This window comes from Rhabdothermincola sp., from assembly GCF_036846205.1.
GTDB lineage: Bacteria > Actinomycetota > Acidimicrobiia > Acidimicrobiales > Acidimicrobilacustridaceae > Rhabdothermincola.
This window is the reverse complement of sequence record NZ_DAIUCK010000067.1, coordinates 1-18,421: the sequence shown is the minus strand read 5'-3', so window position 1 is coordinate 18,421 and position 18,421 is coordinate 1. Positions and strand designations below refer to the sequence as shown.

The 18,421-nt window shown below is 72.3% G+C and carries 14 protein-coding genes; 10 read left to right on the top strand and 4 right to left on the bottom strand.

Going from position 1 to position 18,421, the window contains the following annotated elements:
• From V7004_RS10650 to V7004_RS10640, 3 genes are all read left to right on the top strand, one after another.
• A partial coding sequence (locus V7004_RS10650; protein ID WP_334143902.1) for an acyl-CoA carboxylase subunit beta occupies window positions 1–1,134 on the top strand: 1,134 nt, incomplete at its 5' end.
• Window positions 1,135–1,223: 89 nt separating this feature from the next.
• On the top strand, window positions 1,224–2,504 hold the full coding sequence (locus tag V7004_RS10645; protein ID WP_334143901.1) for a citrate synthase: 1,281 nt from the start codon (window positions 1,224–1,226) through the stop codon (window positions 2,502–2,504).
• On the top strand, window positions 2,501–3,391 hold the full coding sequence (locus V7004_RS10640) for a PhzF family phenazine biosynthesis protein (protein WP_334143899.1): 891 nt from the start codon (window positions 2,501–2,503) through the stop codon (window positions 3,389–3,391). Before V7004_RS10645 ends, V7004_RS10640 begins: the two co-directional genes overlap by 4 nt.
• Here the strand turns inward: V7004_RS10640 and V7004_RS10635 are convergent.
• The gene (locus tag V7004_RS10635; protein ID WP_334143897.1) at window positions 3,382–4,380 is read right to left on the bottom strand and encodes an NAD(P)H-quinone oxidoreductase; all 999 of its coding nucleotides are present in this window, start codon (window positions 4,378–4,380) and stop codon (window positions 3,382–3,384) included. The two genes, V7004_RS10640 and V7004_RS10635, sit on opposite strands and share 10 nt — an antisense overlap.
• Before the next feature lie 130 nt (window positions 4,381–4,510).
• On the opposite strand from V7004_RS10635, the gene V7004_RS10630 reads away from it, so the two are divergent.
• Together V7004_RS10630 and V7004_RS10625 are read left to right on the top strand one after the other, a co-directional pair.
• The gene (locus V7004_RS10630; RefSeq protein WP_334143896.1) at window positions 4,511–5,638 is read left to right on the top strand and encodes an acyl-CoA dehydrogenase family protein; all 1,128 of its coding nucleotides are present in this window, start codon (window positions 4,511–4,513) and stop codon (window positions 5,636–5,638) included.
• 101 nt (window positions 5,639–5,739) lie between these two features.
• Window positions 5,740–6,312 carry a J domain-containing protein gene (locus tag V7004_RS10625; protein WP_334143894.1) on the top strand — a complete coding sequence of 191 codons (573 nt, stop codon included), beginning with the start codon at window positions 5,740–5,742 and terminating at the stop codon, window positions 6,310–6,312.
• Window positions 6,313–6,398: 86 nt separating this feature from the next.
• Here V7004_RS10625 and V7004_RS10620 read toward each other — a convergent pair whose 3' ends face one another.
• On the bottom strand, window positions 6,399–9,131 hold the full coding sequence (locus V7004_RS10620; protein WP_334143893.1) for a bifunctional acetate--CoA ligase family protein/GNAT family N-acetyltransferase: 2,733 nt from the start codon (window positions 9,129–9,131) through the stop codon (window positions 6,399–6,401).
• Between the two features lie 75 nt (window positions 9,132–9,206).
• Between V7004_RS10620 and V7004_RS10615 the strand changes: the two genes are divergently transcribed.
• On the top strand, window positions 9,207–11,510 hold the full coding sequence (locus V7004_RS10615) for a molybdopterin oxidoreductase family protein (RefSeq protein ID WP_334143892.1): 2,304 nt from the start codon (window positions 9,207–9,209) through the stop codon (window positions 11,508–11,510).
• Window positions 11,511–11,570: 60 nt separating this feature from the next.
• Entirely contained in the window at window positions 11,571–13,262 is a 1,692-nt protein-coding gene (locus tag V7004_RS10610; protein ID WP_334143890.1) for a SulP family inorganic anion transporter, read from the top strand.
• Window positions 13,263–13,416: 154 nt separating this feature from the next.
• On the opposite strand, the gene V7004_RS10605 is transcribed toward V7004_RS10610, so the two are convergent.
• Window positions 13,417–14,535 (bottom strand): acyl-CoA dehydrogenase family protein, encoded by a 1,119-nt coding sequence (locus tag V7004_RS10605; RefSeq protein WP_334143889.1) that lies wholly within the window; start codon window positions 14,533–14,535, stop codon window positions 13,417–13,419.
• 45 nt (window positions 14,536–14,580) lie between these two features.
• Window positions 14,581–15,759, bottom strand: coding sequence for an acyl-CoA dehydrogenase family protein (locus V7004_RS10600; protein WP_334143888.1), 1,179 nt, complete (start codon window positions 15,757–15,759; stop codon window positions 14,581–14,583).
• A gap of 159 nt (window positions 15,760–15,918) precedes the next feature.
• Here V7004_RS10600 and V7004_RS10595 point away from each other — a divergent pair, with 159 nt between their 5' ends.
• From V7004_RS10595 to V7004_RS10585, 3 genes are all read left to right on the top strand, one after another.
• Window positions 15,919–16,416: a DUF2505 domain-containing protein gene (locus V7004_RS10595; RefSeq protein ID WP_334143887.1), complete on the top strand. Its 498-nt coding sequence runs from the start codon at window positions 15,919–15,921 to the stop codon at window positions 16,414–16,416.
• Window positions 16,417–16,515: 99 nt separating this feature from the next.
• On the top strand, window positions 16,516–17,742 hold the full coding sequence (locus V7004_RS10590) for a hypothetical protein (RefSeq protein ID WP_334143885.1): 1,227 nt from the start codon (window positions 16,516–16,518) through the stop codon (window positions 17,740–17,742).
• 11 nt (window positions 17,743–17,753) lie between these two features.
• A complete protein-coding gene (locus V7004_RS10585; protein WP_334143883.1) occupies window positions 17,754–18,407 on the top strand; it encodes a TetR/AcrR family transcriptional regulator in 654 nt (217 codons plus the stop codon).
• Window positions 18,408–18,421: the final 14 nt, after the last annotated feature.

The following is an 18,421-nucleotide window of genomic DNA, read 5'->3' as shown; positions in this document are numbered from 1 at the left end:
CTGGTGCACGAGGGGGTGGCGGCGCTCGCGGGCTGGGGGCGAGCCGCCCGGGCCCTGGTTGCCTGCTCGGGGATCGTGCCCTTGCTGTTCGCGGTCACCGGCCCCGCGGTGTCGGGCCCGGCGTTGCTGCTCGGTCTGGCCGACCAGGTGGTGATGACCAGCGAGGCGTACGCGTTCGTGAGCGGCCCGCGGATGGTCCGGGAGTTCACCGGAGTGCCGATCACCACCGACACGCTCGGCGGCCCCGGGGCGCACGCCCGCTCCAGCGGCGTGGCCTCCCTCGTGGTCGCGGACCGGACCGCGGCCCTCGACGCAATCGGGGAGCTGCTCCGGTACCTACCGTCGAGCACCGACGAGCTACCGCCGCTGCTGCCCACCGGCGACCCCAGCGACCGCCCGACAGCAGGGTTGGCCGAGCTCATCCCGGCCTCACCCACCGGCAGCTACGACGTGCGGGAGCTGGCCCGGGCCCTGCTCGACGATGGGGAGCTGCTCGAGCTGCGCGCCGGCTGGGCGGCGAACCTCGTCACCGGGCTGGGGTCGATCGGTGGACGGCCGGTGGGCATCGTGGCCAACCAGCCGTCCATGATCGCCGGCACCCTCGACATCCCCGCCTCGCAGAAGGGCGCCCGCTTCGTCGCCTTCTGCGACGCGTTCAACCTGCCGATCGTCACCCTGGTGGACACCCCCGGCTTCTATCCGGGCAAGGACCTCGAGTGGCGGGGCATGATCCGCAAAGGGGCGCAGCTCGCCTTCGCCTACGCCCGGGCCACGGTCCCCCGGGTCTCGGTCACCCTCCGCAAGTCCTACGGCGGGGCCTACATCGTCATGGACTCCAAGCGCATGGGCAACGACATCGCCCTCGCCTGGCCGAGCGCCCAGATCGCGGTGATGGGCGCCCGGGGGGCCGTCGAGATCCTCCACCGCCGGGAGACCGACCCGCAGCGACGGGCGGAGCTCGAAGCCGACTACGAGGCCCGCCTGCTCAACCCCTACGTGGCCGCCGAGCGAGGCTTCATCGACGCGGTCATCGACCCGGCTCACACCCGCCGGGAGCTGGCCGCGGCGCTCGAGCTGCTGGCCAGCAAGCGGGAACGGATCGTCTCCCGGGCCCATGACAACGGCCCCTTGTGATCCGGGCCGGTAGGCTGCCAGGTGAAGGAGAAGGTCAGGAGAGCCCTGCCGAGAACACCCATAACGACCGAAGGAGCCGAGGAGCCGCCGTGGCCGACAGCGTGACCATCATCGACAACCGCACCGGCGAGTCGATCGAGATCCCGATCGTGAACGGCGGGGTGGATGCCAGGGAGTGGTCGAAGCTGCTACCGGGGATCTGGTTCTACGACCCCTCCTTCAGCACCACCGCCGCCGCGGCGAGCGCCATCACCGAGCTCGACGGCGAAGCCGGCATCCTCCGCTACCGCGGCTACCCGATCGAGCAGCTCGCCGAACAGTCGACCTACCTCGAGGTGGCGTACCTGCTCATCCACGGGGAGCTGCCGACCCCCGAGCAGTACGAGGTGTGGAAGCACGACATCACCTACCACACCTTCATCCACGAGAACGTGCGCAAGCGCTTCATGGAGGGCTTCCACCACGACGCCCACCCCATGGGCATCCTGGTCTCGACCCTCGCCGCGCTCTCGACCTTCTACCCGGACGCGAAGGACATCTTCGACGAGCAGTCCCGCTACAAGCAGGTGATCCGCCTCATCGCCAAGATGCCCACCCTGGCTGCCGGCGCCCACCGCCACAGCGTGGGCATGCCTTTCGTCTACCCCGACAACAGCCTCGACTTCACCTCGAACTTCCTGTCGATGATGTGGAAAGTGGCCGAGCCCCGCTACGAGGCCGATCCGGTGCTGGCCCGAGCCCTCGACATCCTGTTCATCCTGCACGCCGACCACGAGCAGAACTGCGGCACGACCGCGATGCGGGTCGCCGGTAGCGCGCACGCCGATCCCTACAGCTGCGCCGCGGCCGCGGCCACCGCCCTCTACGGGCCCCGCCACGGCGGCGCCAACGAGGCGGTGATCCGGATGCTCACCCGCATCGGCTCGATGGACAACGTCCAGCCCTTCATCGAAGACGTCAAGGCCGGCAAGGGCCGCCTGCAGGGCTTCGGCCACCGGGTCTACAAGAACTACGACCCCCGGGCCAAGATCATCAAGGAGACGGCGGACAAGGTCTTCGAGGTCACCGGCAAGAACCCGCTGCTCGACATCGCGCTCAAACTCGAAGAGGTGGCCCTGTCCGACGAGTACTTCACCAGCCGGCGGCTCTACCCGAACGTCGACTTCTACTCGGGCCTCATCTACCAGGCGATGGGCTTCCCCATCGAGATGTTCACCGTGCTGTTCGCCATCCCCCGCATGTCCGGCTGGCTGGCGCACTGGATCGAGCTGCTCGACCGCAACGAGCGCATCGCCCGGCCCCGCCAGCTCTACGACGGCGAGCCGGTCCGCGACTACGTGCCGATGGACCAGCGCAAGGCCTCCGCTTGAGGCCCGAGCTGGTCCAGATCGACGCTTTCTGCGACCGCGCCTTCCGCGGCAACCCCGCCGCGATCTGCCTGCTCGACCGGGTCCCCGAGGACGAGTGGATGCAGGAGCTGGCGCTCGAGATGAACCTCTCCGAGACCGCGTACCTGGTGCCGCTCGAGCTGCCCGGCGGTGAACCGGGATGGAGCCTGCGGTGGTTCACCCCCACGGTGGAGGTCGACCTGTGCGGCCACGCCACCCTCGCCGCCGCTCACTACCTCTACGAGCACCGCAGCGTCGAGCGGCCGCTGCTGCGCTTCGCCACCCGTTCCGGCGAGCTCACCGCCGCCCGCGCCGCGGACGGCTGGATCGAGCTCGACTTCCCGGCCGACCCCACCCACCCTGTCCCGCCACCGGCCGGGGTCGTGGAGGCGCTCGGACTCGACCACGGGCAGGTGGTCGGGTCGGCGGTGGGCAACCACAACGTGGTCATCGAGCTCGCCTCGCCCGAGCACGTTCGGGCGGTGCGACCCGACATGGATGCGCTCCGGGAGGCCGAGGCAGCCAGCGTGGTCGTCACGTCGGTGGGCGAAGGGCTCTACGACATCGTGTCCCGCTACTTCGCGCCCCGCTACGGCATCCCGGAGGACCCGGTGACGGGCTCCGCGCACTGCACGCTGGCCACCTACTGGGCGCCGCGCCTGGGCAAGGAGGACCTGCTCGCCCACCAGGCGTCGGCCCGGGGTGGGGTGGTGCGGGTCGGGTTGCGAGACGAGCGGGTGAAGCTCGGGGGCCAGGCGGTGACGGTGTTCAAAGCCCGGCTGACCGACGTGGCCCTCCCGCCACGGTCCCGACCGGCGCGATCGGGCTCGCGGGCCCGGGCCCGGCAGGCCGGCGCCGATCACGCCTGATCATCAAGCGTCGGGGCCACGTCGATGACGATCTTGCCGACGTTCGCGTTGGCCTCCATGCGTTCGTGCGCAGCGGCGATCTCGCTCAGCGGGAAGCGCGAGTCGATCACCGGCCGGCACCGCCCCTCGTCGAACAGCGGGAGGATCTCCGCCGCGAACCGCCGGGTCAGCCCGATCTTCTCCTCCAGCGGGCGGGGGCGCAGCACGGTGCCGATGAGGCTGGCCCGCTTGGGCAGCATCTTGCCCACGTCCAGCTGGACCACCCCACCGGCCATCACGCCCACCTGCACGATGCGCCCACCCGTGCGGAGGGCCTCGAGGTTGCGGCTCACGTAGTCGCCGCCGATCACGTCGAGCACCACGTCGACACCACTGCCGCCGGTCAGCTCCCCGCAGCGGGCGACGAAGTCCTCGCTGCGGTAGTCGACCGCCGCGTCGGCGCCCAGCTCCAGGCAACTCGCCAGCTTCCCCGCCGAGGCCGTGACGATCACCCGGGCCCCGATGGCCTTGGCGATCTGGATGGCGGCGGTGCCCACACCGGACGCCCCGGCGTGCACCAACGCGGTCCGGCCAGATGTGAGCCCACCTTGGGACACGAGCGCGTCGTAGGCGGTGATCCACACCTCGGGGATGGCCGCGGCGTCGGCCACGCCCACCGAGCGGGGCACGGCCATGAGCTGGCGCTCGTGCACCGCGATCCGCTCGGCGTAGGCCCCGCCGCCCACGATGCCCATCACCTCGTCACCCGGCCGCCACATGCTCACCCGCTCCCCGAGCGCCGACACCCGCCCGCTCAGCTCCATACCCGGAATCTCGTAGGCCATCGGCGGCCCGGGATAGCGCCCCCGGCGCTGCAGGAGATCAGCACGGTTCAGCGCGGTGGCCACGACCTCGACCACCACCTCCTCGGGGCCGGGCACCGGGTCGGGCACCTCCCGGACGGTCAGGACCTCGGGCCCCCCGTACGACTCGAGCACAACGGCACGCACGGCCGGCGACCTTAGCGGGGTCACCAGCCGGCAACGCCGCTCGGCATACCCCCTGAGCTCGGGACGCCCGGTGGGCTCGGCACGCCCCCGCAGGTTCGGTGCGCCCGGCGGGGCGTGCCAGCATGCCCGCATGGACTTCGCGCTGCCCGTCGAGCTGCTGCCCCTCCAGGATGAGGCCCGCCGGCTGGCAGCCGAGTGGCGGGCGCGGGTCGCGGTGCCCGAGGACGCCTGGATCGTGGGCGCCTCCCGCGAGCTGTCCCTCGAACTGGGCGAGCGCGGGTGGCTGGGCATGACCTGGCCGGTGGAGGAAGGCGGGCACGGACGCAGCCCGCTGGAGCGGTTCGTGGTCTTCGAGGCGCTCATCGCGGGCGGTGCGCCCATCGCCACCTCCTGGTTCGCCGACCGCCAGATCGGCCCCACCCTGCTGCAGTTCGGCACTCCCGAGCAGCGCAAGCGGTTCCTGCCCGAGATCGTGGCCGGTCGCTCCGCGTGGTGCATCGGCATGAGCGAGCCCGACGCCGGCTCGGACGTGGCGTCGATCCGCACCCGGGCCCGGCGGGACGGCGACTGCTGGGTGGTGGAGGGCACGAAGATCTGGACCAGCGGGGCGGCGGATGCCGACTGGTGCTACCTGGTGGCCCGCACCGATCCCGACGCCCCCGCCCACGCCGGGCTCTCGGAGCTGATCGTCGACATGCGCCTGCCAGGCGTGTCGGTCACCCCCATCACCGACATGACCGGCAACCGGCACTTCTGCGAGGTGCGCTTCGACGGGGTGCGGGTACCGGGGGAGCTGCTGGTCGGCCAGGAGAACGGCAGCTTCCGGCAGGTGATGCGCCAGATGGAGCACGAGCGGGGCGGCATCGACCGGCTGGTCAGCAACCGGGCCCTCTACGACGAGTTGCGTCCACGAGCGGACCTCACCGACCCGCGGGTCCGCCAGGAGGTGGCCGCGATCGAGACCGGCTACACCATCGGGCGGCACCTGGTGCTGCGGGAGGTGCTCGGCCAGGCGCCACCTGGGTTCTCGGCGGCGACCAAGACGTTCTGCACCGAGCTGGAGCAGCGGGTGGCGGCGTTCTGCGCCCGGGTGGCCGGCGCCGACGCCCTGGTGTGGGGCCGGGTGGCCCGCAACGTGTGCTACGCGCCCGGGTACACGATCATGGGCGGCACCACCCAGATCCTGCGCAACATCCTCGCCGAACGCCTCCTCGGGCTGCCGCGAGAACCGCGGGTCGCGCACAGCGATGCCCGCTGAGTGGCCCGGAACACCGCCCCAGCGACGGACGTGCCCTATCCTTTGGCTCACCGGGAGGGCGAGCCCCGTCACAGGTGGCTCCCGGTGGAGGGAGGGATGCCGTGCCGAAGCCGTCACGGCCACGATGGCGACGAGGTCGGCCGACGGCCGGAGCCGACACCGCCGAGCGGGTGGGCCGGCTCGGCGCCACGCGCCCGGAGCCCGAGCCGGTGGGTGCCGGCGATGAGAATCCCCTCCGCTCGCTGGGCGACGTCTTCGGCGGAGCCGGCCCCCGCGACGAGCAGGCCGAACGGTACGCGGCGTGGGCCGAGCGCCTGCGGGAGAAGCGCCGCTCGGCCCGCCAGACCATCGCCGAGGCCGACGGCACCCATCCCCCGGGCCGGTCGCACTCCTACTGGGATCCCGCGCAGGTCTACCGAGAGAGCGAGCGGGTGGAGCAGCAGGCCGCGCTCGACCGTCCCCGCACGCACGATGTCCACGCAGCCTACGCGGCCCTCGAGCTGCCTACCGGCGCGACGGCAGAGCAGGTCGAGGCGCGGTACCGCCAGCTCGTCAAGCGCCACCATCCCGATCGTCACCGCCACGAACCTGAGGACGTGCAGGCGTTCCACGCCCAGCGGTTCCGCATCGTGAGCGACGCTCGGGCGCTGCTACGCAGGCTCGACTGCCAGTGAGAATGGTGAATGGGGCCAGCGCACCCCAGTCTGGCTCCGCGACTGACAGTGCCGTCCGGATGTGCGCCACCCGAGGGTAGGCCGGCTCAGGTGACCCGTCGCACCGGCGGCGCCGGGTCCCAGCGGTAGGGCGCCACCCGCACCGAGGCGTCCACCACCCAGGCCCCCTCGGCACCGACGATCAGCGGGTTGAGCACCACGTCGGCGATCTCGGGGACCGCCTCCAGCACCGCCGCCAGGCGCAACAGGAACGCCCGGCAGCTCGCCACGGGCGACCCCGAGGTCTCGTCCGGTGCTCCGCCGGGTACACCCTCGAGCAGCGAGGCCACCGGCGACGCAGCGATCAGCCGGCCGGCGTCGGTGTCGGTGAGCGGCAACACCCGCACCGCCACCTCGCTGCGGGCCACTGACATCGCGCCGCCGATGCCCAGTGCGATCACCGCGCCGAACGCCGCGTGCTGGTGGCCGCCCACCATCACCCCGGCGCCGGGCGGCACCTGCTGTTGGACCAGCGCCGGGCGCATCGCCTCCCCGAGGTGCGTGCACATGCGCTGGTACGCGGCCCGCAACGCACCCTCGTCGTGGAGGTCGAGGGCCACCCCGCCGGCCTCGCCCGGCTGGTAGCGAGCCACCCCGGACGCCTTGAGCGCCACCGGGAACCCGATCTCCACCGCAGCGGCCACCGCTTCGTCGGCCGAGGCCACCATCCGCTCCCGGGCCACCGGCAGGCCAGCCAGCGCGAGCAGCCGCATCGCGTCGGCCCGATCGAGCCACCGCCCCTCCCCCTCGACCCCGAGGAGATCCATCGTGTACGCCCGGATGGCGTCGATGTCGAGATCCTCGAACACCGGCACCGTGCCCGGATCCTCTGCCAGCCACGCCCCGTAATCGGCGACCGTGCCGAGCACGGCCGCCGCCTCGTCGGGGAACTCGAACAGCGGGATCGGGTGCTCGCCGCCGATCAGCGGGACGCCGACCTCCGAGCTCAGGAACGTCGCCAGCACCGGCTTGCCCGCCGACGCCCGGGCGGCCAGTCCCAGCGCGCGGGCCACCTTCGCCCGGTGCTCCTCCACGGCGGGGGCGTACACCACCAGGGCCGCGTCGACGCCGTCCGCCTGGAGCACGGCGCGCACCGCAGCCTCGTAATGGCTGGCATCGGCCTGCCATGTCAGCTCGACAGGGTTGGCCACCTCGGCTCCTGCCGGCAGCAGCCCCGCCAGCGCGGCCTGGGTGGTGGGGTCGATCGGGGCCAGCTCGAGCCCCGAGTGGAGGCAGGCGTCGACCGTGAGCAGCGTGGCCCCTCGGGAGTTGCTGACCACCGCCACCCGGCGCCCGCGGGGTACCGGCTGGTTGACCAGCACCCGGGCCACGTCGAACAGCCGGGCCGGGGTGTCAACCCGGATCACCCCCGACTGCGAGAGCAGCGCATCGACGGTGGCGTCGGTCGGCCACCACGGGCCGAGCCCCATGCGGTCGGCGTCCGGGTCGGTGTGCCCGGTGCGGCCGGCCTTGACCGCCACGATCGGCTTCTCCCTGGCCATCCGCCGGGCGATACGGGTGAACTTGCGCGGGTTGCCGAACGACTCCAGATACAGCAGCGCCAGCTTCGTTCGGTCGTCGCTGCTCCAGAACTGGAGCAGGTCGTTGCCGCTCACGTCGGGCCGGCTGCCGATGTCGACGAACACCGAGACCCCGATCCCCATCCGGTGGGCCCGCTGGAGCGCGGCGATACCGAGCGTGCCGGACTGGGTGAGCATCCCCACCGGACCTTCGTCGACCCGCACGTCGGCGAAGGTCGCCACCAGCCGGGTCGACGGCGCGGTGTTGATCACTCCCATCGACTCCGGCCCGATCAGGCGCATCCCGGCCCGCAACGCCCGTTCGGCGAGCACCCGCTCCGCGGGCCGCCCCCCGATCTCGAGCCCCTCGAAGCCCGCACTCATGATCACCAGGCCCCGCACCCGTTTGCGTGCACACTCCTCTACGGTGCGCTCCACCGCCTGGGCAGGCACGCACACCACCGCCAGGTCGACCTCATCGGGGATGTCGAGCACGCTCGGGTAGCTGCGCACGCTCGACACGTGACCGCCGCTCGGGTTCACCGGATACACGGGCCCCTCGAAGCCGCACGTGAGCAGGTTGCGGAACACCTCGTGCCCGATGCCACCGGGCTCGCGGCCGGCACCGATCACCGCCACGGACTCGGGGAACAGCAGCCGCTGGATCGAGCGGGCCTCGGACAGCCGCTCGCGCTCCTCGATCAGGGCGGTGGCCCGCTCGGTGGGCTCGAGGCTCAACCGGACGTTGATGACCCCGTCGTCGAACTCGCTGGACACCTCGAAGCCCGCGTTGTGGAACACCGACAACATCCGCCGGTTGCTCGGCAGCACCTGCGCGGTGAGCGCATGCAGGCCGTTCTCGCGAGCCGCGACGATGAGGTACTCGAGCAGTACGGTGGCCAGGCCCCGCCCCTGGTGGGCGTCGTCGACGATGAAGGCGACCTCGGCCTCGTCGGCGGCCCGCCACACGTCGTAGCTGGCCATGGCCACGATGTCGTCGCCCTCGAGGGCCACGAACGCCATCCGGGTCACGTAGTCGATGCCCGTCAGCCGCTCGAGCTCGCGGGCCGACAGCTTCGGCATCGGAGTGAAATAGCGGAAGTAGATGCTCTCGCGGGACTGGCGGGCGTGGAACGCCTGGATCCGCTCCGCGTCGTCGGGGCGTACCGGCCGCACGTGCACCACCGACCCGTCGGCGAGCACGGCATCGGTCTCCCAGCGGGCGGGGTAGGCCGGCGGCACGCTGTCGGCATCGGCCACCACCGGAGCGTACCCGGGCCGGTCACGACCCGGCCGATCGCCCTACGATCAACTCCGGGGAAGGGGGTGCGACCGATGACCACCGAGACGGTCCAGTTCCGCACGTGCCCGCTGTGCGAGGCTACCTGCGGGCTCGAGATCACGGTCCGCGACGGCCGCGTGCACCGCATCCGGGGCGACCGGGACAACTCCTTCAGCCAGGGGTTCATCTGCCCCAAGGGGTCGGTGCTCCAGCACGTCCACCGCGACCCCGACCGCCTCCGCCGGCCGCTGATCCGCCGGGGCGACGACCCCGCCACCGCGGTGTTCGAGGAGATCGGCTGGGACGAGGCCTTCGCCGAGGTGGAGCGGCGTCTGCTGCCGATCATCGAGCGGCACGGGCGTGACGCGGTGGCCCTGTACCTCGGCAACCCCTCCGCCCACTCGCTCGCCGGGGTCCTGTACAACCGGCCGCTGGCCCGGGCCCTCGGCACCCGCAACATCTACTCGGCCAGCACCGTCGACCAGATGCCCAAGCATGTCTCGAGCGGGTTGCTCTTCGGTGGGCCGCTGTTGATCCCCGTGCCGGACCTCGACCGCACCGACCACCTGCTCATGCTGGGCGCGAACCCCTGGGAGTCCAACGGGAGCCTGTGCACCGCGCCGGACTTCCCGGGCCGGCTGGCTCGCATCCGCCAGCGGGGCGGCAAGGTGGTGGTCGTCGACCCCCGCCGCACCCGCACCGCGGAAGAAGCCGACGAGCACGTGGCCATCCGGCCCGGCGCCGACGCCCACCTGCTGGCCGCCATGGCCAACGTGCTGCTCAGCGAAGGCCTCGCCGAGCCGGGCAGGCTGCGGGCGTTCACCACCGGCCTGGACGAACTGGGGGAGCTGCTCGCACCGATCACCCCCGAGGCGGCCAGCGCGGCCTGCGGCATCGACCCCGGCACCATCCGGCGCCTGGCCCGGGAGCTGGCGGCCGCTCCCACCGCCGCGGTGTACGGGCGCATCGGCACCCACACCGTGGCCTTCGGCACCCTCGCCGCCTGGGCCGTCGACGTGCTCAACGTGCTCACCGGGAACCTGGACCGCCCCGGCGGGGCGATGTTCCCGACCCCGGCCCACGAACGGCCCCGGGCGCCGGGACCCGGGCGGGGCTACCGCACCGGGCGCCACCGCAGCCGGGTCCGGGGCTACCCGGAGGTGAACGGTGAGCTGCCGGTGGCCACCCTGGCGGAGGAGATCGAGACCCCGGGTGAGGGCCAGGTTCGAGCGCTGATCACCGTGGCCGGCAACCCGGTGGTGTCGACCCCGGACGCCGCCCGCCTCGACCGGGCGCTGGCCGGCTTGGAGCTCATGGTGAGCGTGGACATCTACCGCAACGAGACCACCCGCCACGCGCACCTCATCCTGCCGCCGCCCTCCGCGCTCGAGCGCAGCGAGTACCACCTGGCGTTCTTCGGGCTGTCGGTGCGCAACGTGGCCCAGTGGTCCCCGCCGCTGTTCGAGCCCGCCGGCCCGGCCGAGCACGAGATCCTCGCCAAGCTGGCGCTGATCGCCTCCGGTCAGGGAGCCGGGGCGGACCCGGCGCTGGTCGAGCACCTGCTCGTCGAGGGCGTCTTGCAGGGCGCGATCGGGATGGCCGGCTCGCCCATCGCCGGTCGCCCGGTGGACGAGCTCGCTTCCCTGCTCGCGGGCCCGAGCGCCGTCGACCGGATCCTCGACGCCATGATCCGCACCGGCCCCTACGGCGACTGGTTCGGCGCGGTGCCCGACGGCCTGTCCCTCGCCGCGCTCGGTGCCCACGAGCACGGCCTCGACCTGGGACCGCTGCAGCCCCGCCTGCCCGAGCTGCTGCGCACCCTGAGCGGCACCATCGAGCTGGTGCCCGAGCCGATCGCCGCCGACATCCCCCGGCTGCTGGCGTCCTGCCGGGAAGCGGCGGACGGTGCGGGCGGCTCGGGGGTCGTGGGCGGCACGGGCCTGGTGCTCGTCGGACGTCGGCACCTGCGCTCCAACAACTCGTGGATGCACAACATCGCTCCCCTGGTCAAGGGCAAGCCTCGCTGCACGTTGCAGCTCCACCCCGACGACGCGGCCCGGCTGGGGCTGGCAGACGGTGACCCGGCAGAGGTCCGGTCCCGGGTGGGCGCGGTGGTGGCGCCGGTGGAGATCACCGAGGCCATCCGTCCCGGGGTGGTGAGCCTGCCGCACGGCTGGGGCCACGGCGTGCCCGGCAGCGGCCTGTCGGTGGCCGCGGAGCACGCGGGGGTGAACTCGAACGTGCTGACCGACGGCGAGGTGGTCGACCCGCTGTCGGGCAACGCGGTGCTCAACGGCATCCCCGTCACGGTCACCCCGCTGCCATCCGATCTCTCCCCTCGAGCTCGTGGCGGTTGAGCGCGCCTGAGGCGCCCGACCACCGCCGGCTCGGGTGACGATGGTGCTAGGCAAGGCGCCGTGGAGCGCCTCGTCCCAGCTGTGGCCACCGCCCGGGGCTACCAGCGAGACTGGTTGCGCGGTGATGTGGTCGCCGGGATCACGGTCGCCGCCTACCTCGTGCCCCAGTGCATGGCCTACGGCGAGCTGGCCGGCCTGCCCGCGGTGGTTGGCCTGTGGGCCATCCTCCCCGCCCTCGCCATCTACGCGGTGTTCGGCTCGTCACGGCAGCTCTCGGTGGGACCAGAGTCCACCACCGCGGTCATGACCGCCGTGGCAATCGCACCCTTGGCTGCCGGCGATCCTGAGGCTCACGCCATGCTGGCGGCAACCCTGGCCCTGCTGGTCGGCGCCGCATGCCTGATCGCCTTCTGCTTTCGGTTGGGCTTCCTGGCAGACCTGCTGTCCAAGCCGATCCTCATCGGGTACCTCGGGGGGGTCGCGCTGATCATGATCGCCGGCCAGCTCGGCCGGGTGACGGGGGTCCCCGTCGACGGCACCACCTTCACCGCGCAGGTGGGTTCGTTCCTGTCGCAGCTCACCGAGCTGGACGGACCCACCACCGCGCTGGCCGCGGCAGTGCTCGCCTTCCTCGTCCTCGCCCAGCGGTTCGCGCCCCGCCTGCCCGGGCCCCTGCTGGCCGTGCTGGCCTCCACGCTGGTGGTGGCTCTGTTCCGGTTGACCGACGATGGCATCGCCGTGGTCGGCCCCATCCCGGCCGGCCTGCCGGCACCCCGGCTGCCCGACGTCAGCTGGGACGACCTGACCGGCCTGGTGGGCCCGGCACTCGGCATCGCCCTGGTGGGCTACTCCGACAACGTCCTCACCGGGCGGGCGTTCGCGGCCCGGCGAGGCGAGGTGATCGACGCCAACCAGGAGCTGCTGGCCCTGGGTGCCGCCAACGCCGGAGCCGGCCTGTTCCAGGGATTCCCCGTCAGCAGCAGCGGGAGCCGCACGGTGCTCGGCGACGCGGTCGGCAGCCGCACCCAGCTCGCAGGGCTGATCTCGCTGGCGACGGTCATGCTGGTACTGCTGTTCCTGCGGCCGCTGCTGGCCGAGTTCCCGACCGCCGCGCTGGGGGCGATCATCGTGTACGCCGCCACCCGGCTCATCGATCTCGACGGGCTCCGGCGGCTGTGGCGGTTCCGGCGCAGCGAGCTGGTGCTGGCGCTGGCCACCACGGCGGGAGTGCTGGTGGTCGACATCCTCTACGGGGTACTGGTGGCGATCGCGCTGTCGATGCTTGACCTGCTGCGGCGGGTCGCGCGGCCGCACGACGCGGTGCTCGGGCGGGTGCCGGGGCTGGGCAGCCTCCACGACATCGACGACTATCCCCAAGCGGAGACCGTCCCCGGGCTGATGATCTACCGGTACGACGCGCCGCTGTTCTTCGCCAACGCCGAGGACTTCCGCCAGCGGGCCCTCGCCGCCATCGAGGCCAGCCCGGAACCGGTGGAGTGGTTCGTCCTGAATGTGGAAGCCAACGTGGAGGTGGACATCACCGGCGCCGACGCGCTGGAGGCCCTGCGGGCTGACCTGGCGCGCCGGGGCATCCGCCTCGGGCTGGCGCGGCTGAAGCAGGACCTGCGCGACGACCTGGAACCGACCGGGATCCTCGAGCGGATCGGCGAGGACATGATCTTCGCCTCGTTGCCGGACGTGCTCGACGCGTTCGCCCGGCGGGAGCGCCCGCCGGCATCCGGCGAGAGCTGATCCTCACCGAACCGGCATGTCAAACGCGTGCCAGAGCACGCGTTTGACATGCCAGAACGCGAGAGCGGCGCCCGACACTCACCGCACTCACCGAACCGGCAGGCGAAACGCGTGCCAGAGCACGCGTTTGACAGGCCAGAACGGGAAGGAGAGGTCAGGGCTCGGCGGCGAGGAGGTCACCGAGGCGCTGGAGCTGCACGGTGGAGGCGCCGAGGTCGTTCTCGATCTGCTTGGCCCACAGGAAGTACCGGTGGATCGGGTAGTCCACATCGATGCTGATGCCGCCGTGCACGTGCAGCAGCGCATGGGCCACCCGGCTGGCGCCGTCGCTGGCCCAGAACTTGGCGGTGGCGACCTCCTTGCCCGCGGGCAGGCCGGCGTCGAGCAACGAGGCCGCGTTCAGCATCGTCAGCCGCACCGCCTCGGTGTCGATGAACGCGTCGGCGAGACGCTGGCCCACCGCCTGGAAGGTGGCGATGGGGCGATCGAACTGCTTGCGCTCGCTGGCGTACTCGGCGGTGATGCGCAGCCCCCGCTCGCACACCCCGGCGGAGATGGCGCACAGGCCGACGGTGGCCCGATCCACCAGCCGGTCCAGCGCCCGCTGGCCTTCCTCACCCGGGGCCACCAGCACCCGATCCGGGCCGACCGCCACCCCCTCGAGCACCAGGCGGTACAGGGGCCACTGCCCCATCGTCTCCTCGGCGATGACGCTGACGCCGCTCGAGCCGGGCTCGACCAGGAACAGCCCCACGCCGCCCTCCGCCCGGGCGGGCACCACGATCACCGCCGCGTCGGGAACGGAGGGCACGAGGATCTTCTCGCCGTCCAGTTGCCAACCGGCGGCGTCGGGCCGGGCGGTGGTGGCCGGTGAGCGGGGGTCGGCCAGCTCCTCCTGCAGGGCGGCGGAGAGGATCGTCTCCCCGGCCACGGCACCGGCCAGCAACTCCTGGCGCAGCGGGCCGGCGCCGTGCTCGGCGATGGTCAGGCCGCCGAGCACCACCGTCGCCCAGTAGGGCACCGGGGCCACGTGGCGGCCGACCTGCTCCAGCAGCAGGCAGGCTTCGAGGAACCCGAACCCTCCCCCGCCGACGTCCGCCGGCAGCGCGGCGCCCACCAGGTCCGCTCGGGCCAGCTCCCGCCACAGCTCGACATCGGTGCGCCGCTCGCCGGCGCCGACCTCCTTCAGCCGCTCCAGGGTGCAGCGGTCGCCGAGGATCTGGTCGGCGAGCTCGACCAGGGCCGTCTGCTCGTCGGTGAGCGAGAAGTCCATCGGTGGGGTTCCTCCCTGTGGGCCGGGCGTGGGGCGATCGATCGGTCAGCGGGGTGAGGGCGGCATGTTCAGCCCGAACAGCGCGATCAGGTCCCGCTGCATCTCGTTGGTGCCGCCGCCGAAGGTGAGCACGTGCAGGCCGCGCAGCAGCCCGTTCAGGCGACCCCGGAGCACGGCGTCGGGCGAGGTGCCCCGCAGGCTCGAGGCCGGCCCCACCACCTCCATCAGCAGCCGCACGGCCTCCATGTAGAACTCGGTGCCGAACACCTTCACCGTCGAGGCCATGGCGGGGTCGAGCGGCTGGCCCTGCTCGGCCGCCCAGGCGACCTTGAAGTTGACCAGCCGCAGGAACTCGAGCCGGGCGTGCACCCGGGCGAGCAGCTGGCGCACCCGGGGCTCGTCGATGACCCGCCCGCCGCCGGGGCGGGTGGTCTGCTTCGCCCAGCGGGTGACGTCCTCGAGCTGGCGCTCGATGATGCCGGAGCTGCAGATCGTCACCCGCTCGTGGTTGAGCTGGTTGGTGATGAGCTGCCAGCCCTGGTTCTCCTCCCCCACCAGGTTGCCGACCGGGACCCGCACGTCCTCGTAGAAGGTGAGGTTGGTGTTGAACTCCCCCATGTTCACGATGGGCGTGACCTTGAACCCGGGGGTGTCGGTGGGGACGATGATGATCGAGATGCCCTTGTGCTTCTTGGCCTCGGGGTTGGTGCGCACTGCCAGCCACACGTAGTCGGCGTCGGTGGCCAGGCTGGTGAAGATCTTCTGGCCGTTGATGACGTACTCGTCGCCGTCGCGCACCGCCCGGGTGGTGAGCGAGGCCAGGTCGGTGCCGGCGTCGGGCTCGGTGTAGCCGATGCAGAAGTGGATCTCCCCGGCGAGGATCTTCGGGAGGTAGAAGTCCTTCTGCTCCTGGCTGCCGTACTGCATGATCGTGGGGGCCACCGAGTTGATGGTGAGCATCGGCACCGGCGCGCCGGCCCGCATCGACTCGTCGAAGAAGATGAACTGCTCGATGGGCCCCCGCCCCTGGCCGCCGTACTCCTTCGGCCAGCCGATGCCCAGCCAGCCGTCGGCGCCCATCTGCTTCACGATCCGGCGGGGCACCGGGCCGACCCCTTCGCTGCGAGCGATCTCCTCCTGGATCTCGGGGGTCAGCAGCCGGTCGTAGTAGGCCCGCAACTCGTCGCGGAGTCGCTGGTGCTCGGGGGTCAGTCCGATGTACATGCGGGCCTCCGGGCTGGCGGTGGGACGCGGAAAACGAGAACGCGTTCTAGTGAAGCACGGCTCGGGGGCGGTGTCATCCCGGCGGCAGCCCGGCGGCAGCCCGGCGGCAGCCCGACCGTGTTCGGATCGGGCGCCGGCCCCGGGACGTAGGGTGGCCCGATGGACTTCCACGACGAGCACACCTTCGACGCGCCCATCGACGACGTGTGGGCCATGTTCCGCGATCCGCAGTCCCACCTCCGCAAGTTCGAGGGCATGGGCCATCGCGACCTCGAGGTGCTGGAGTCGAGCGCCGAGGACGACTCGTTCCACCTGGTCATCCGCCGGGTGGTGGACGTCGACCTCCCCGGGTTCGCCAGGCGAGTGCTCAAGCCGACCAACACCGTGACCACCACCGACGACTGGCGGCGCCTGCCCGACGGGTCCTGCGCGGGCACCCAGCAGGTGGACACCGCGGGCGCGCCGGTGAGGATCTCGGCCTCCACCACCCTCACCCCGGCCGGGGAGCGCACCACCTACGGGGTGGACGTGCACGTCGAGGTGAAGGTGCCCCTCATCGGCGGGAAGCTGGCCGACTGGGCCAAGGGGATGGTGCGGGACCAGCTTGACGCCGAGTTCGCCGCCGGCGACGCCTGGCTGGCCGAGCACCGGGCCTGACGGGACCGCGAACGGTTGACAGCACCGGGTCCGTCACGCATGGTCAGGAGGTAAGTAAGTAGTTACTTGCGAACAAGCCACCGCGGGAGGTGGGGGCACATGAGCACCTACGACCATCACCCTGCACGGCAGGCCAGCCCCCGGTGGGCGGCCCGGGCGCTCAGGATCGTGCTGGCGCTGGCGCTGGCCGGAGCATGGACCCTCACCGCGCCCGGGGCCGGCTCCCCCGCCGTCGCCGCCGGCGAGCTGCCGATGGTGAGCGTCGGCAGCCTGTGGACGGCCGAGGGCAACGTGGGGAGCTACGGGGCACGGGTCCCGGTCACGCTCGACCGCCCGGCGACCCATCCGGTCGTGGTCCGGGTGGATCTCGAGGCCGGCAGTTGGTCGGACCCGGCGGCCACGCCTGGCGTGGACGTCCGACTCCGGTCGCGCACGGTCACCATCCCTGCCGGGAAGACCTCCTCGTACGTGCGGGTCGAGATCCTCGGTGATCGCGAGCCCGAGGAGGACGAGCTCGCCTGGGTGCGGTTGCGCTCGGTCGAGGGGGCCGAGCCGGGGCGGCTCACGGGCGAACTGTTCGTCCAGGACGACGACCGCGACCCCGGCGCTCAACCCACGCTCAGCGTCGGCGGGGTGCTGGTGGTCGAGGGAGACGCCGGAACCGTCACGGCGTGGGTCTCCGTGGTGCTGTCCGCGCCGTTGGCGGAGCCCGTCTCGGTGTACTGGGCGCCCGCGTACCCTCGCGCGGTGTCACCCAGTGTGTACTACGAAGATGTGGCGTTCGACGACGTGGCGGCCAGGCCCGAGATGATCTGGATCCCCGCCGGCCAGACCGCTCGGAACCTGCCATTGCGGATCCACGGCGACACCACGGTCGAAGCCCTCTACGAGACCCTCGACCTGCAGGTGCAGGTCTGGGGCGACCCCGCCCTGAGGGTGGTGCAGCAGAACCGCAATCTCACGATCGTGGAGACCGACCGGGGCCGGCCCTCACCCGTGCGGGACCTGACCGCCACGCCGCTCACCGGGGACGGCGCCGGGTTCGTCGAGGTCACCTGGTCGGTTCCCGAACACGGGATGCACCCGCTTCTCCAGCTCTACTCGGTCTGGATCTCACGCGACGGCGGCGAGAGCTTCGCCTTCGAGAGCCCGGTGACCGGAGGGACCAGCCGGATCCTGTGGTGCGGTACCCCGTCCGTGCGGTGCACGGTCCGGGTCGCGGCGGAGTTCCTCCTCATCGGCCACGGCGAGCCCGCCGAGGTCGAGGTCACCACCCCGCCCGCTCCCGGGTGGGGCTACGGCGAGCCCGTGGGCACGGCACCGTGAGCACCCCGGGGGTGCGAAGCGAGCCGCGCCGAGCCGGGGACGCTCCTCCGGGCGCGTCCCCGGGCGGGTCCCCGAGCGCCACCAGCACCCGCCAGCGGATCATCCAGTGCGCGGCCCGCCTGTTCGCCGCCGAGGGCTACGACCGCACCCCGGTGACCGCCATCGAGAAGGCGGCGGGCCTGTCACCCGGTGCGGGTGGGCTCTACCGCCACTTCAGCTCCAAGTACGCGATCCTCGAGGCGGTGGTGGACCAGGCGATCGCCGAGAGCCGCGCCGCCACCACCCCGGTGGGACCACCCCCCGCCGACCTGGGCGAAGCGGCCGAGGTGCTGGCCCGCGGCGCCGTCGAGCAGCTCGCGGCTGAGATGCCGCTGCTGGCGATCATCCTGCGCGACCTCCCCCAGTTCCCCGAGCTCATGGCCCGGGCCGAGCGGGAGTGGTTCCGCCGGGGCCAGCAGCTCGTCGTGGACTGGCTGCGCCACTACCAGGCCGAGGGCGGGCTGCGATCCGACCTCGACCTCGAGGCCACCGCGGTGGCGATCATGGGCATGCTGCTGTATCAGCCGATGATGACCTGGGTGACCGGCGTGGAGCCGCTCGGGGTGTCCCGCGAGCGGATCGTGGCCGCGGTGCGGTTGCTGCTCGGCCAGCTCGCGGCCCGCTGAGCGCGGGCGGGGGC